Origin of the sequence: Enterococcus sp. AZ179, from assembly GCF_050498885.1 — a bacterium.
Lineage (GTDB): Bacteria > Bacillota > Bacilli > Lactobacillales > Enterococcaceae > Enterococcus_D > Enterococcus_D entomosocium.
The window spans coordinates 2139825-2155474 of record NZ_JBMHEO010000001.1 but is presented as its reverse complement, the minus strand read 5'-3'; the positions used below and the strand labels follow the sequence as shown (position 1 = coordinate 2155474).

The 15650-nt window shown below is 44.4% G+C and carries 12 protein-coding genes and 1 other annotated feature; of the genes, 2 read left to right on the top strand and 10 right to left on the bottom strand.

Features of this window, described 5'->3' with window-relative positions; all coding sequences use genetic code 11:
• Nucleotides 1-59 precede the first annotated feature (59 nt).
• Together IGI88_RS10085 and IGI88_RS10080 are read right to left on the bottom strand one after the other, a co-directional pair.
• Nucleotides 60-1817 (bottom strand): ABC transporter ATP-binding protein, encoded by a 1758-nt coding sequence (locus IGI88_RS10085; protein WP_005237514.1) that lies wholly within the window; start codon nt 1815-1817, stop codon nt 60-62.
• Nucleotides 1814-3547 (bottom strand): ABC transporter ATP-binding protein, encoded by a 1734-nt coding sequence (locus tag IGI88_RS10080; RefSeq protein WP_420694651.1) that lies wholly within the window; start codon nt 3545-3547, stop codon nt 1814-1816. The genes IGI88_RS10085 and IGI88_RS10080 overlap by 4 nt, the downstream gene beginning before the upstream one ends.
• A 402-nt stretch (nt 3548-3949) precedes the next feature.
• Here IGI88_RS10080 and IGI88_RS10075 point away from each other — a divergent pair, with 402 nt between their 5' ends.
• Together IGI88_RS10075 and rnjA are read left to right on the top strand one after the other, a co-directional pair.
• On the top strand, nt 3950-4162 hold the full coding sequence (locus IGI88_RS10075; RefSeq protein ID WP_005225157.1) for a DNA-directed RNA polymerase subunit epsilon: 213 nt from the start codon (nt 3950-3952) through the stop codon (nt 4160-4162).
• Nucleotide 4163: 1 nt separating this feature from the next.
• A complete protein-coding gene (rnjA, locus tag IGI88_RS10070) occupies nt 4164-5843 on the top strand; it encodes a ribonuclease J1 (protein ID WP_429960400.1) in 1680 nt (559 codons plus the stop codon).
• 143 nt (nt 5844-5986) lie between these two features.
• Here rnjA and IGI88_RS10065 read toward each other — a convergent pair whose 3' ends face one another.
• From IGI88_RS10065 to thiI, 8 genes are all read right to left on the bottom strand, one after another.
• Nucleotides 5987-6187 (bottom strand): cold-shock protein, encoded by a 201-nt coding sequence (locus IGI88_RS10065; protein ID WP_005225155.1) that lies wholly within the window; start codon nt 6185-6187, stop codon nt 5987-5989.
• Nucleotides 6188-6387: 200 nt separating this feature from the next.
• A complete protein-coding gene (gene radC / locus IGI88_RS10060) occupies nt 6388-7080 on the bottom strand; it encodes a RadC family protein (protein ID WP_008377042.1) in 693 nt (230 codons plus the stop codon).
• Between the two features lie 82 nt (nt 7081-7162).
• Complete coding sequence (locus IGI88_RS10055) at nt 7163-7837, bottom strand: HAD family hydrolase (protein ID WP_016611929.1); 675 nt, start codon at nt 7835-7837, stop codon at nt 7163-7165.
• The gene (locus IGI88_RS10050) at nt 7830-9143 is read right to left on the bottom strand and encodes a bifunctional folylpolyglutamate synthase/dihydrofolate synthase (RefSeq protein WP_301388048.1); all 1314 of its coding nucleotides are present in this window, start codon (nt 9141-9143) and stop codon (nt 7830-7832) included. The genes IGI88_RS10055 and IGI88_RS10050 overlap by 8 nt, the downstream gene beginning before the upstream one ends.
• 148 nt (nt 9144-9291) lie before the next feature.
• Entirely contained in the window at nt 9292-11937 is a 2646-nt protein-coding gene (locus tag IGI88_RS10045; RefSeq protein ID WP_142437649.1) for a valine--tRNA ligase, read from the bottom strand.
• 844 nt (nt 11938-12781) lie between these two features.
• Nucleotides 12782-13016 (bottom strand) — a binding site (T-box leader).
• A gap of 57 nt (nt 13017-13073) precedes the next feature.
• Complete coding sequence (gene tpx / locus IGI88_RS10040; protein WP_016620880.1) at nt 13074-13565, bottom strand: thiol peroxidase; 492 nt, start codon at nt 13563-13565, stop codon at nt 13074-13076.
• 65 nt (nt 13566-13630) lie between these two features.
• Nucleotides 13631-14284: a redox-sensing transcriptional repressor Rex gene (locus IGI88_RS10035; RefSeq protein WP_005237525.1), complete on the bottom strand. Its 654-nt coding sequence runs from the start codon at nt 14282-14284 to the stop codon at nt 13631-13633.
• Nucleotides 14285-14437: 153 nt separating this feature from the next.
• On the bottom strand, nt 14438-15646 hold the full coding sequence (gene thiI, locus IGI88_RS10030) for a tRNA uracil 4-sulfurtransferase ThiI (RefSeq protein WP_087665115.1): 1209 nt from the start codon (nt 15644-15646) through the stop codon (nt 14438-14440).
• Nucleotides 15647-15650: the final 4 nt, after the last annotated feature.

Sequence of the window (15650 nt, the reverse complement as noted above, 5' to 3'; positions counted from 1 at the left end):
AGCACCACCCTTGCTACAATGCAAAAAGAGCGCCAGTCAGACTGGACGCTCTTTTCGGCTTACTCGGCTTCTTCTGAAAATTGACTTTGATACAGTTGGCTATAAAAGCCGCCAGCTGCCAACAAGGTCTCGTGATTGCCTTTTTCAATGATCGACCCTTGATCCATCACTAAGATCAGATCTGCTTCACGAATCGTTGACAAACGATGGGCGATCACAAAGCTGGTACGACCTTCCATCACTTTATCCATTGCTTTTTGAATCAGCGCTTCTAAGCGGGTATCTACCGAACTGGTGGCTTCATCGAGAATCAAAATCTTCGGATCAGAGATGACTGCCCGGGCGATGGTCAACAATTGTTTTTGTCCCAAGGAGACATTATCACCTTCAGAATTGATGATCATCTCGTAGCCATCTGGCATCGTACGAATGAAGTGATCGACATTGGCGGTTTTCGCTGCATCAACGACTTCATAATCGGTGGCATCTAATTTCCCAAAGCGAATGTTATCGCCGATCGTGCCTTCATACAGCCACGCATCTTGTAAAACCATCCCAAACAGTGAGCGGACATCGTGACGTTCCATCTTTTTCGTGTCGATGCCGTCGATCTTGATAGCCCCTTCATTGACATCATAAAAACGCATCAACAAATTGATCAAGGTCGTTTTCCCAGCACCTGTTGGTCCAACGATCGCCACAGTTTGCCCAGCTTTGACTTCAAAGTTCAAGTCTTTGATCAATGGTTTTTTCGGATCATAGGCAAAGCCGACATGTTCAAAGGTCACGTCACCTCTGATTTGTTCCGGTAATTGGATATCGGTTCGATTGACTGGCTCTTCTTCCTCATCTAAGATTTCAAAGACCCGTTTTGCTGCTGCTGAGGCACTTTGCAAGACGGAAGACAACTGGGTAATGTTCCCCATTGGCTGACTGACTTGCCAAATGTATTGAATGAACGCTTGCAGCTGACCAACAACGATCACGCCGCTGATCACGTAAAAACTACCCATGACTGCCATTGCGATATAGGTAAAGTAAGCGGTCATTTGCACCAGTGGCATCATCAATCCTGACACAAAGGCAGAACGAAAGCCGTAATAGCGCAACTGGTGGTTAACGTTTTTAAACCCTTCAAGTGTTTGCTTTTCCCGTCCATACACTTTCAACACACTGAATCCAGTCATGTTTTCTTGTACGTAGCCGTTCAGATCTCCTAACGCATTTTGCATGCCTTGGAAGTCCTTTTGCGACTTTTTGACGATTGTGCGAGAAATCAATAAGGAGGCTGGGATCATGATCAATGAAACCAATGCCATGTAAGTATTGATATAAAACATCATAGAAACCGCCATAATGATTCCTAAGAAGGCATTGACGATCCCGATCAAGGCTTGCTGCATCGCACCGCTGACGGCATCCACGTCATTGGTCACCCTTGACAGGATATTCCCTTGCTGGTTGCGGTCGAAGTAAGAAACGGGCAGACGATTGATTTTTTCTTCAATGTCTTGCCGCAAATCTCGCATCGCAGATTGGACAACGTTGGTGATCAGCAGCCCTGACATCAATTGTGAGAAACAGTAACCGACACCAACGACTGCGATCCAGATCAAGCAAAGGATCACGTAATCAAAATTAACGCCTTCGCCTGCAGCGATGTTGCGGCTGATCTCTGTCGTCGGCAATCCAGAAACATACGGCATTGCCGCATTGAAGCCGACGGTTGCAACTGTAAACAGCAAGACTAGGATAAATTGTACTTTGTACGGTTTGATGTAAGCACCTAACCGTTTTAAAGAAGAGATTGCTTTCATTGTGCCAACTCCTCCTCTGATAATTGTGACGCCGCAATGTCGTAGTATACTGGACAAGTTTGCAGCAGTTCTTTGTGGGTACCGATCCCAACCACATCGCCTTCATTCAAGACGACGATCTTATCGGCATTCATGATCGTTCCTACTCGTTGAGCAACGATCAAAACGGTCGATTCCGTGGTTTCTTTTTTCAAGCGTGCCCGCAATTTTGCATCCGTTTGGTAATCCAATGCAGAAAAACTATCATCAAAAATATAGATCTCTGGTTGGCGAATCACCGCACGGGCAATCGCTAGACGTTGTTTTTGTCCGCCAGAGAAATTGCTTCCGCCTTCTGCCAAATGAGCATCAAAGCCATCTGGTGTGCGAGAAATGAAATCGGCCGCTTGCGCAATCTCGGCTGCTCGTTCCAGCTCTGCTTGCGTGGCATCTTCTTTCCCATAGCGCAGGTTTTCTGCGATCGTCCCTGTAAATAGCAACGCTTTTTGAGGGATAAACCCGATCTTGTTGCGCAAAGTCGTTAAACTGTAATCCCGAACGTCAACGCCATCCACCAAGACGTGGCCTTCACTGACGTCGTAAAAACGCGGAATCAATTGGATCAAGGTCGATTTCCCGCTCCCGGTACTACCGATAAACGCCACAGTTTCACCTGGTGAAGCGGTAAAGCTAACATTACGAATCACTGGACTTTGCGCATGTCCCGGATAAGCAAAGGTAACATTTTTAAATTCCAAGAAACCTTTTGTCTTAGTTTCTGTCACTGGCTGTTCTGGCTCTTTGATTTCAGAAGTCGCATCTAACGCTTCTTGGATTCGGCGAGCAGAAACGGCTGCTCGTGGATACATCGTAAAGACGGTCGCAAACAGCATGAAAGAAAACAGCGCATGGAAGATGTATTCGATAAACGCAATCAAGTCACCGACTTGCAGTTGCCCTTGATCGATTTGAATACTTCCCGTCCAAATAATCAAGATCATCACGATATTGAATAAGAAGAAAAAGCCCGGTTGTGCCGTTGCCATCAAGCGAAACAAGCTGCGAGAACTAGACGCATAGGCTTGGTTGACTTTGCCAAAGCGTTTTTCTTCAAATTTTTCATTGACGAAGGCACGGATCACTCGTAAACCAGAGAGATTTTCCCGCAAAATGCCATTGATTTTATCTAGATTGGCTTGTTGCTTGGTGGATAATGGTTCCGAGATTTTGGCAATGGCGATGACTGCCATTAGCAATATCGGCAATGCCCCCAAGACATATAATCCTAGTTGTGTACTTGTCCGCATGACCATGTACAAGCTGACCACAAACATCATGGGTGTCATCAAACCCGTCCGTAAGATGCTTTGCATAAACAGCATGATTTGATACGCATCATTGGTCACACGGGTGATCAATGATGAAACCCCGATTTTTTCATATTCAGTATGTGAATAGCCTTGGACTTTTTCAAAAAGATCGTCACGAATATCTGCCACAATGTTAGTGGTGATACGTGACGTGAAATAGCCTAACAAAATGTTCATCGTGATCCCCACAATGGTGATCGCGATCATCGCCGCACCCATTTTCCATATGTAGTCGCGATCACCAGCGGCGATCCCTTTGTCGATCATTCTTGCCAATAACGTCGGCAAACCTAATTCAATCAAAATAAAACCAAAAACACAGATGAAATTAAAAACCAGCAGTTTTTTGTTTCTCATCGTATAGTGCCACATTAATTTCAAAAAATCCCCTCCTTTTTTACTTCATTACTTCTACTATAGCATAGGAATATTCTCATTGTAATGCACTTTCAACGAAAAAAAGTAAACTTCGGAAATAGTCGTTTCATTTTCTTTCAGTAAGCCTTTTCAAAAATGACGTGTTTCTATACTTATTCGTTTTTCTGTGATAAACTAGGGATACTTGTAGTGGAACGACTTACAAACCCGGTGAATTTTTTATGACGACATTTGGAAAGCAAAGACGAGGCTTTCTCTTTTTTCTCACAACGATTGTCTGAAAAAAGCATGCAGCGGCTCTCGAAGCCTTCTTTTCAGGTCACTTTATTCGGACCTCGATTTTTTGATGCAGCGAATTCATCAACCAAATAGACTACTGCGAAAAGCAGATAAAGGAGAAAAGATATGATTTACAAAATTTATTACCAAGAAACAAAAGACCGCAACCCAAAGAGAGAACAAACCCACTCTTTGTACATTGAAGCAGACGATGCAGTGATCGCACGCCGTCTAGTGGAACAAAATACCCCATACAACATCGAGTTCGTTCAAGAACTAGATGAAAAACATTTAGCTTACGAAAAAGAAAACGCTGATTTCAAATTAGCGGAGTTTTAAGATGAAAGTTTCGCTGAAAAATAATGAGACCGGCGTATTCGGCGTCGGTGGACTTGGCGAAATCGGAAAAAACTGTTATGGGGTTCAATTCCAAGATGAGATCATCTTAATTGACGCGGGAATCAAATTCCCCGAAGATGAACTGCTTGGGATCGACTATGTCATTTCCGATTATAGCTACATCGTTCAAAATTTACCGAAAGTCAAAGGCTTGATCGTTACTCATGGTCACGAAGACCATATTGGCGGAATCCCTTACTTGTTGCGGGAAGCCAATATCCCAATCTATGCGGGACCCTTGGCACTTGCTTTGATCACCAACAAATTAGATGAGCATGGCTTATTGCGGGACGCGGAATTACACGAAATCAATGAAGATACGGTGATTCGTTTCCGTAAAACGTCCATCAGCTTCTTCCGAACGACCCACAGTATCCCTGATGCTTTAGGTGTCGTTGTCAAAACGCCTTCTGGCAATATCGTCGCAACTGGCGATTTCAAGTTTGACTTTACGCCTGTGGGCGAACCAGCAAACTTGCACAAAATGGCAAAAATTGGTGAAGAAGGCGTCCTTTGCCTCCTTTCCGATAGTACCAATGCAGAGATTCCGACCTTTACCAAATCAGAAAAAACGATCGGCAGCTCGATCCAAAAGATTTTTGAAAAAATCGATGGTCGGATCATTTTTGCCAGCTTTGCTTCCAATATTTTCCGGCTCCAACAAGCTGCAGATGCGGCGGTTGCGACTGGACGTAAAATCGCCGTTTTTGGACGCAGTATGGAAAATGCGATCGTCAACGGACAGCGCCTTGGCTATATCAAGGTGCCAGATGGTACATTTGTGGAATCTCATGAGATCAATCGTTTGCCTGCAAATGAAACGATGATCCTTTGTACGGGTTCTCAAGGAGAGCCGATGGCTGCTTTGAGTCGGATTGCCAACGGGACTCACCGTCAAATCCAAATTCACCCAGATGATACCGTGATTTTCTCAAGCTCACCGATTCCAGGAAATACCACGAGTGTCAATCAGCTGATCAACTTGCTGTTGGAAGCTGGCGCAAACGTGATCCATGGCAAATTGAACAACATCCATACTTCTGGTCATGGTGGCCAAGAAGAACAAAAACTGATGTTGCGTCTAATGAAGCCAAAATTCTTCATGCCTGTCCATGGGGAATTTCGGATGCTGAACATCCACACCCAACTGGCACAAGATGTCGGTGTACCAAAAGAAAATTGTTTCATTATGGAAAATGGTGACATGTTGGCCTTAACAGCGGATACCGCTCGCTTGGCTGGTCATTTCAATGCCAATGATGTTTATGTCGACGGCAGCGGTATCGGTGACATCGGGAATGTCGTCTTACGAGATCGTCGTATTCTTTCAGAAGAAGGCCTCGTCTTAGCGGTAGCGACAGTCGATGTGGCGAAGAAAGAAGTTCTTGCTGGACCAGATATCCTTTCTCGTGGGTTTGTTTACATGCGGGAATCCGGCGAGATGATCAACGAAGCCCAACAAATTCTCTTCCGTGCGTTGCGAGAAGTCTTGAACCAATCAGACCCAACAGAGCACAAATTAAGAGAAGCGATGTCATCGGCTTTACAGCCATTCCTATTTGAAAAAACCGAGCGTCATCCAATGATCCTTTCAATGATCATGACACCGGATGATTTATAGTCTCACATGCAAGGGGAGTTCTCAGGTTACTGGGAACTCCCCTTTTTCCTTTCCGTTGCAAAAAGCAAAAAAAAGACCATCGATTCGATGGTCTTTTGGGTTTTTGATTTCAAAGTGCTCTTACTGGCAGTTTGTTTGAAAGCTTACGCTTTGTTTACGTTAACTGCTTGAGGTCCACGATCAGAATCTTCCACGTCGAAAGTTACTGCTTGACCTTCTTCTAAAGTTTTGAATCCTTCACCTTGGATCGCTGAAAAGTGTACAAATACGTCTGTACCGTCTTCGCGAGAGATAAAACCAAACCCTTTTTCAGCATTGAACCATTTTACTGTACCTTGTTCCATTATAAAAAAACCTCCTCGTGCATAAGCACTTAATTATGTGTAACATTGCCTTTGTGCGATAGAGGCCTAACGTGCGTTTCAACATCTATTCAGCAAACAAAATTACAATAATATTTTACACTTGCCCGTATTTTTTTGCAAGACAGACGATTAGACAATTCACCTTTATTTTTAATAATGTTCGCAAATTAGCCGTTGTGTCAGCAAATTTCTTGATGCCAGAGGCCTTCTTCTCGCAAACTAACATAGGCATTGTCGCCAATAATTAAATGATCCAGTAGTTCGATCCCCATCAAGTCTCCGCACTTGATCAAGCGGCGTGTAAACAGCAGATCTGCCTCTGAGGCTTGGGGACTACCGCTGGGATGGTTGTGAACGACGATCACTCGTGCGGCACTGTAGCGTACCGCCCAATGAAAAATCTCCCGTGGGTGAGCGATCGACTGATTCAACGATCCGATGAAGATCGTCTTTTTTTGAATGATCTCATTTTTGGTATTCAAATAAATCCCTAGCAAGTGCTCCTGACGAAAGTCTTTTAATTCTTGGATCAGCTGATGAGCGATCGCCATACTGGAGTTGATCTTGCCGTACTTTGGTTGAACAGACCGCTGGATCCGCACACCTAATTCAATCATCGCTTTGATCTCGATGGCTTTGATTTGTCCGACGCCGCGAATTTCTTGTAATTCATCGATTGTCGCTTCTTTTAATTCATACAATTCTTCAAAACGATTCAAGACACTAGCCGCTAATTCCAAGACATTTAGGGGCCGTGAGCCAGTCCGCAACAAAATTGCCAACAGTTCTTGGTTCGAAAGGGCATCAACCCCATATTGCACTAAGCGCTCTCGTGGAAACGAGCTTTGGGGAATCTCTGTTTCATTGATCATAAAAAAACTCCTTTGCGTCGGTCTAATAAAAGATACGCAAAGGAGAGAGTATTTCATGAATAAGATGCGCAAAATATCACAGTTAAATCGAAAAAGCCGTTTCTAGAAAATCTGGGACATCCTCTAGTGAAGGCAAGACTTTCAAGACTTTTTCTTCAATGATGGTCGTCGGCGCGATCAAATCGGGAATCATAATGACTGAGATCCCAGCCCCATGAGCAGCATGAATACCGTTAGCCGAATCCTCAAGGATCACCAATTCTTCTTTTGGTACCGCCAGTAATGCATGAGCTTTTTCAAAAATCTCAGGATCTGGTTTTGCCCGTGTGACATCATCAAAGCAGACGATCTTAGGAAATTCCGCCGTTAAGTCTGCTGCTTCCAGCAAGGTGTCGATCACTTTGCGCTGGTTACTAGACGCCAACACTCGGGGAATCTTTTTCTCATCAAGATAATGCAATAACTCGTGGATCCCCGGCTTCAATTCAGCCTCGCCCCGTTGGAACATTTCCAACGTTTGCTGAAAAGCCGCTTGAATAAATTCTTCAATCATCTGATGACCAAAGGCTTCATCGAATCTCTCATGATAAGCTGCCCAGACTTCTTCATCCGAAACACCTACATAGGCTAGGTATAACTCTTTTGTATAGGGAATACCCATTTGATCCGCCACGATTTGAGTCGCTTGGTAATAAAGCAGCTCCGTGTCAAAAATCAAGCCGTCCATATCGAAAATCACACCACGTAACTTAGCCATTTCTTCCTCCTATTGCCAATAACAATTCACGAACTTCTGAAACAAAATACAAGGATCCTGTCACCAGCAGCAAATCTTCATTGGTCATTTTTTCTAATAATTCTGCCAAGCCAAACTGCCATAAAGAAACGGTTGAGATTCGTTTTTCATCAAGTTCCTGATAGCCGTCTGCCAAATGCAGTGCTTTGGGAAAATCGAAGGTCGTTAAATAAATCTCGGCTTGGGGAATCGATAGCAATTGCTGAAGCATCTCATTGACGTTTTTGGTTTCAAGCGCTGAAAACAGTACATGGATACGATATTCGCTGAACTCTTCTTTCATCGTATCTACTAAACGAGCCATGGCGTGTACGTTATGGGCACCATCGATAATCACTAGTGGCTCACTACTGATTCGTTCCATCCGGGCGGGCCAATAGGCTTTTCGCAAGCCATTGCGAATCTCTTTGGCTGAAAAGGGCAGTTGCCGCAGGTCGCAATACAGGCTGTATAATTGGATCGCAACACCGGCATTTTCTGGTTGATGGCGGCCTAACATCGGTGTTTTCAAGCCTTTGATTTTGCCATGCTCATTTTCAAAATCAAACAATTCGCCCCATTCTTCATCGGGACGACGATAGGTCACACGGTACTCTTGCCCTGCATGATAAGCGGGTGCCTGTGCTTCTGCAGCTTTCAAATCGATCACCGAAAGCGCACTTTCAACGATATTGCCAGTAACAAGGGGTGTTTGCGGCTTGATGATCCCTGCCTTATGGGCAGCGATCGCTTCAATGGTATCCCCTAAGACATCCATGTGATCCATGCCGATCGTCGTGATCGCGGTCAAAATAGGAGAAATAACGTTGGTACTATCTAAGAGTCCCCCTAAGCCAACTTCAATAATCGCAACATCGACCTTTTTTTCTTCAAAATAGCCTAATGCCATAGCGGTAATGATCTCGAACTGGGTAATGCCCGTCAACGTTTCATCGCGATCAATTTCAGCAACCAGCGGCTGGATTTTTTCCACCCAAGCGACCAAGTCCTCATCTGATATAAATTGTCCGTTGATTTCAATTCGTTCATTGAACGCTTCAATGTGTGGGGAAGTAAAGGTCCCCACTTGCTGCCCAGCTTCTTCTAAAAGACTACGCAAATAACTGACGGTCGATCCTTTGCCATTCGTACCGGCGATATGGATCATGGTCACCTTTTTTTCAGGATTACCCATCCGTTTTAATAATGCTTCGACACGCATCAATCCAGGTCTTTGCCCAAATGTCAAACGCGAATGGATCCACGCTGTTGCTTCTTCGCTTGTCATCTCGCTCACCTCGCTCCTATTTTAACAAAAAATGAACGGCTTTCCCAATTTCTTTCCTTTAAACGAGAAAATTGTTCGCCCTGTTTCTATTGAATAAGCAAAAACAAGCATCTCCGAAAGATGCTTGTTTGCGTATGATGTGCTCATCCTATTGGATTGTGCGTAATTGTTCGATCCGTTCTTGAACGGCTTTTTGTTTTTCAAGATAATCGGCTTCTTTGCTGCGTTCTTGTGCCACGACTTCCTCTGGTGCATTGGCAACGAAGCGTTCATTCGCCAGTTTGCCTTGTACCCGTTGAACTTCTTGGGTGAACTTCGCTAGTTCTTTCTCCAAACGCGCGATTTCTTCTTCAATGTTGATCAACCCAGCTAGTGGCAAGTAGATCGTCGCACCTGATAGGATGGCAGACATCGCCAATTCAGGGGCTTGCAAGCTGTTAGAGATTTCTAGTTCTTCTGGATTACAGAAGCGTTCGATATAGTTTTTGTTAGCGATCAAGAATTCTTCGATCTCAGGCTCATTTGCTTGGATCAGCAAAGTGATTGGTTTCGAAAGTGGTGTATTTACTTCTGCTCGGATGTTTCGAACCGAACGAATCAATTCTTTCAACACTTCCATCCCTTGCGCCGCTTTTTCATCCGTCCATTCTGGAGCCACTTGTGGATACTCAGCAACGACTAATGATTCCCCTGTATGCGGCAGCTTGCTCCAGATTTCTTCTGTAACAAATGGCATGATTGGGTGCAACAAGCGTAAAATTTGATCAAGAACATGGACTAAGATGCTCTTATTAACTTGTTTCGCTGCTTCATTGTCACCGTATAACGTTTCTTTCGACATTTCAATGTACCAGTCACAGAAATCATCCCAGATAAAGTTGTATAATTGACGACCTGCTTCACCAAATTCGAAGCGTTCAAAAAGGTCAGTGACTTTTTCAATCGTTTCATTCAAGCGCGTCAAGATCCAACGATCCGCCACTGATTTTTCACCAGAAAAATCAATGTCTTCTGCAGTCATTTCGCTGACATTCATTAAGACAAAACGGGAAGCATTCCAAATTTTATTGATGAAGTTCCAAGCAGCATCCATTTTCTCATAGCTGAAACGCACGTCTTGTCCCGGTGCAGAGCCATTTGATAAGAACCAACGCAATGCATCAGCGCCGTATTGTTCAATGACTTCCATCGGATCGATCCCGTTTCCAAGAGACTTACTCATTTTGCGACCTTGTTCATCACGGATCAATCCGTGGATCAAGACATTTTCAAATGGTCGTTTGCCAGTAAATTCCAAGCTTTGGAAAATCATACGGCTTACCCAAAATGCGATAATGTCATAGCCAGTCACTAATGTATTCGTTGGGAAGTAGCGTTGGAAATCTTCATTGTTTTCATCTGGCCACCCCATCGTTGAAAACGGCCATAAAGCAGAACTAAACCATGTATCCAATACGTCTGGATCTTGCTGCCAATTTTCGGCATTTGCTGGCGCTTCAAGTCCTACATACATTTCCCCCGTTTCTTTGTGGTACCAAGCTGGGATTTGATGGCCCCACCACAACTGACGAGAGATAACCCAGTCATGGACATTTTCCATCCAACGTAAGAATGTTTGGTTGAAACGTGGCGGATAAAAGTCCACCGCATCGTCGGTTTCTTGGTTGTCGATGGCTTGTTTTGCTAATGGTTCCATTTTTACGAACCATTGTGTCGATAAACGAGGTTCGACTACTACGCCTGTCCGTTCTGAGTGACCTACGCTATGGACCATTTTTTCGATTTTGATCAGACGACCTAACGCTTCTAAATCTTTCACGATTTGCTTGCGAGCAGCAAAACGATCCATGCCTGCATAGGTACCTGCTAAGTCATTCATTGTTCCGTCATCATTCATGACATTGACCCGTGGTAGGTCATGGCGGTTACCGACCTCGAAGTCATTCGGGTCATGGGCAGGAGTGATTTTTACGACCCCTGTTCCAAATTCTTGGTCCACGTACTCATCAGCGATGATTGGGATCTCTTTATTGACCAAAGGCAAGATCACTTTCTTACCAATCAATGCTTGATAGCGTTCATCTTCTGGATGAACCGCGACTGCTGTATCCCCCAACATCGTTTCTGGGCGAGTCGTTGCGATCTCCACCACACCGCTGCCATCTGCTAATTCGTAAGACATGTGGTAAAAAGCACCTTCGATGTCTTTGTGGATCACTTCAATATCAGATAATGCCGTGCGGGCTTGTGGATCCCAGTTGATGATGTACTCGCCACGATAGATCAAGCCTTTTTCATATAGCGTCACGAAAACTTTACGAACCGCTTCGGATAATCCATCATCTAATGTGAACCGTTCACGGCTATAGTCTAGGGATAAGCCTAGTTTCGCCCATTGTTCCCGAATGTGACCGGCATATTCTTCTTTCCAATCCCATACTTGTTCAACAAATTTTTCCCGACCAAGGTCATAGCGAGAAATTCCTTGTTCCCGCAGCTTTTCTTCTACTTTGGCTTGGGTAGCGATCCCGGCATGGTCCATTCCTGGCAGCCATAAGGTGTCATACCCTTGCATCCGTTTTTGACGAATGATGATGTCTTGTAACGTGGTATCCCAGGCATGACCTAAGTGCAATTTTCCTGTTACGTTTGGTGGTGGAATCACGATAGAATAAGGTTTTGCTTCTTTGTTGCCGCTTGGTTTAAAACGGTCATGCTCTAACCAATCTTGGTAACGCCCGGCTTCTACTTCTTGGGGATTGTACTTGGTGGATAGATTCTCAGTTTCTGTCATAGTTGGTCCTCCTAAAGTTACGTTTTTTAAACGTAATGGTTGGTGTGGTTTTTTGGTGCCTGTTGCTGGGTAAAGCGCGAAAATGTTTGAATCGTTCAGGATGAGTGCAGTGGTAATTAACAGCTGTTTATTGTTGGTAAAAAAAATTGCTTACAGAGGTCATGGCTCACTTCCGTGATCCTCTATTGTGTCTTAGGGCTTTTGGCAAGCGATCTGGCTCGCTTCGTGAACCAATTTTGTTGACTTCGCGTACTGTTCATCATCTGCTCTGTCCCTCTTTGTGCGCCAGTCATAGTGATTCCTAGTATAGTTACTACGCTCCCTACGGTCGCCTAGTACTGTTCATCATCTGCTCTGCCCCACTTTGTGCGCCAATCATAGTGATTCCTAGTATGGTTACTACGCTCCCTTTGGTCGCCTAGTACTGTTCATCATCTGCTCTGTCCCTCTTTGTGGGCCAGTCATAGTGATTCCTAGTATGGTTACTACGCTCCCTTTGGTCGCCTAGTACTGTTCATCATCTGCTCTGTCCCACTTTGTGGGCCAGTCGCAGTGATTCCTAGTATGGTTACTACGCTCCCTTTGGTCGCCTAGTACTGTTCATCATCTGCTCTGTCCCACTTTGTGGGCCAGTCGCAGTGATTCCTAGTATGGTTACTACGCTCCCTTTGGTCGCCTAGTACTGTTCATCATCTGCTCTGTCCCACTTTGTGGGCCAGTCGCAGTGATTCCTAGTATGGTTACTACGCTCCCTTTGGTCGCCTAGTACTGTTCATCATCTGCTCTGTCCCACTTTGTGGGCCAGTCGCAGTGATTCACAGCAAAAAGCGCCCTAATGCCGAGGCATTAGGGCGCTGATACGCGGTACCACCTAAATTGCAGATTGCTCTGCCACTTTGACGTGAGGTAACGTTCACGACGCGCTTGATCTTACTGTGCGGCTTTGTCTGCAAGAAACAAACCGTGGTTCGGATCAAAGACCTTCAAGCTACCTTTTCAGTGTCTGGGGAAGTCTTGCACCGACCGACTTCTCTCTGACCGCCAGGGTCACTGATACTCCTCTTGAACATTGTCTTGCCATCATAGATTCTTGTTTCATCTTGCTACATTCTACAATGAACTTTTTTGAAAGTCAATCAGAGGTTTGCTTTCGCTGCATCGATGGCTGCTTGATAATCTGGTTCGTGGGAGATCTCAGGTACGATCTCAACGTGTTGAATCACGCCTTCACGGTCTAAAACGAAAATTGCTCGGGCAAAATGACCGAAGTCTGGGATCATGATTTGATAGGCCTCACCGAAGGTATTCGCTGGATCATGAAACATGATCATGTCGACGCCTTCTTGGCCGCACCATTGTGCTTGTTCTTCTTTTGTATTGTTAGAGATCGTTACAAAATTTATATCATCCAATTGACTTGCTTCTTGGTTGAAACGCTTGGTCTGCAACGCACAGACACGTGTCACGATATCGGGAACAACGCTGATGATCGTTGGTTTTCCTAAAAAATCAGTCAGTGTATATTCCTTGTCCTCTAAACTTTTCAAGCGAAAATCAGCTGCTTTATCCCCTACTTTTGGTTGGTTGCCGGGCATCTCATAAACCGTTTCTTTGCGTGTAACTTGCATAACATCTCTCCTATAGCATTTTCTCCCAGTATAAGAAAGATTGTCAAAAAACGAAAAGGATTTGCTCAGACTTTCGATTTTTGCGAGTAGGTCGTATCAAAAAAGATCAAGGTTTGCAATTCTGTCGTCAAATCAATGTATTGGATATTGACATCTTTTGGCACGATGACGGGATCAGGGGCAAAATTCAGGATTGCTGTGATCCCAGCATCCACGATCGCATCGATCGCCATTTGTGAATAGCGGCTAGGAACAGTCGAAATCGCTACGGTGATCCCTTTTTCTGCTACGACTTCCGCCAATTGGTCCATTCCATAGACATAACGTCCACTAATGGTCTGGCCAATCATTTCTGGATCATTGTCAAAAACCGCGATGACGGAAAGATTTTCATTTCTGCGAAAATTGTTGTTAGCTAACGCTTTTCCTAAATTTCCATAACCAATCAAGGCGATTTTTTTCTCCTCATTGGTTTCTAAAATATAGCTCAAAACCTCAATCAAATAAGGAACATCATAGCCATACCCACTTCTACCCAATTCTCCTAGATGAGAAAAATCCCGGCGGATCGTGGCTGAAGGAACTTGCGTGATTTCTGCAAACTCTTTTGATTTGATTCGCTGAATACCTGAGGCATCCAGTAATTTTAAGTGTCGTAAATAAGCTGGCAAACGTTTTGCCGTTGCTTTCGGAAGTTTTTTATCTCTTAATGCTTCCATCCTGTCCACCCTCCTTGTTAAATGATTCACATATTGAGTGTAGCATGTTCCATTTTCAATAGCAAGAAAATATTCACAAACTCTCTCACACGATGAAAAACGACCACAAATGTTCCATAACAGTTGTGGTCGTAGTTTAAAAAAGAAACTTTATTATAAGAATTCAGCGAATTCGGTTGCTATTTTTTCTTGATTTGCCGTGATTACTTCTAGTTTCAACCCAGCCATCGCACGTTCCATCATCCCTTCGATATCGAGACGCTCTTCATATTGATGTACTTTATCCAGTCTTGGGCGTGTCTTTGGTTGAGGGGGGGCAAAGATTGTGCAGCAATCCTCAAAGGGCTGAACCGATAACTCAAAGGTATCAATGGCTTCGGCAACTTCAATGATCTCCAATTTGTCCATCGTTGCCACTGGGCGCACGATTGGCGTATTGGTTACTTCATTGATGGCGACCATGCTATGCAAAGTTTGTGAAGCGACTTGTCCTAATGATTCACCATTTAAGATAATCAAGCCATGACGAGCCTCACGAATCGCATCTGTCAAACGCAGCATCATCCGACGGGTGATGGTCATCCAATAGCCTTGCGGCACACGGTTTTTGATTTCTTCTTGGATTTCCGTAAACGGAACTTCGATAAATTGGATGCTTCCCACATAAGGAGCAAGCTTCTTCGTTAGATCTTTGGCTTTTTGTAATGCTTGTTCACTCGTATAAGGAGGACTTGCAAAATGGACTGCTTCGATCTCAACACCGCGTTTCATGGCAAAGTAGCCTGCAACTGGCGAATCGATACCACCAGAAAGCATCAACATTCCCTTACCGCTGGTGCCAACGGGTAAGCCGGCTGCTCCTTGGATCGTTTCATAGGACAGATAGGCGCCATCGATCCGTATTTCCACCCGCAGATTGATGTCTGGTTTTTTCATTTGGACTTTGATATCAGGAAAACGGTCGATCACCGCATTACCTAAGGTCAAATTCAACTGGTTGCTATCTTGCACAAACGAGTGATCGCTGCGCTTAGCTGTGATTTTGAAGGTCTCAACACCGGTGTAGATCTCTGCCATAACGTCTTGAACGGCTTTCTTCAATACCTCAATGTCTTTTTCAACCCGAATACTAGGGGAAAAGTTTTGAATCCCAAAGACTTTTTGCAGCTTAGGAATGATCTCTTGGCTGTTTTCACCGTTCAATAGCAAGTGCATGCGATCTCGCTCGGCATGAACTTTGACATGGGGATAATCGGCTAAGGTACGTTTGACGTTTGAGGCTAATTGCATAATAAAACTACGACGATTTTTGCCCTTTGTTGACAGTTCGCCGTAACGAACCATGATTTCTGAATAATTCACGAGA

Coding starts and splice junctions, on each gene's coding strand:
- IGI88_RS10085 (WP_005237514.1), bottom strand. CDS start 1,817: ATGAAAGCAATCTCTTCTTTAAAACGGTTAGGTGCTTACATCAAACCG.
- IGI88_RS10045 (WP_142437649.1), bottom strand. CDS start 11,937: ATGACAGAAACTGAGAATCTATCCACCAAGTACAATCCCCAAGAAGTA.
- IGI88_RS10075 (WP_005225157.1), top strand. CDS start 3,950: ATGATTTACAAAATTTATTACCAAGAAACAAAAGACCGCAACCCAAAG.
- IGI88_RS10065 (WP_005225155.1), bottom strand. CDS start 6,187: ATGGAACAAGGTACAGTAAAATGGTTCAATGCTGAAAAAGGGTTTGGT.
- IGI88_RS10055 (WP_016611929.1), bottom strand. CDS start 7,837: ATGGCTAAGTTACGTGGTGTGATTTTCGATATGGACGGCTTGATTTTT.
- radC (WP_008377042.1), bottom strand. CDS start 7,080: ATGATCAATGAAACAGAGATTCCCCAAAGCTCGTTTCCACGAGAGCGC.
- IGI88_RS10035 (WP_005237525.1), bottom strand. CDS start 14,284: ATGGAAGCATTAAGAGATAAAAAACTTCCGAAAGCAACGGCAAAACGT.
- rnjA (WP_429960400.1), top strand. CDS start 4,164: ATGAAAGTTTCGCTGAAAAATAATGAGACCGGCGTATTCGGCGTCGGT.
- tpx (WP_016620880.1), bottom strand. CDS start 13,565: ATGCAAGTTACACGCAAAGAAACGGTTTATGAGATGCCCGGCAACCAA.
- IGI88_RS10050 (WP_301388048.1), bottom strand. CDS start 9,143: ATGACAAGCGAAGAAGCAACAGCGTGGATCCATTCGCGTTTGACATTT.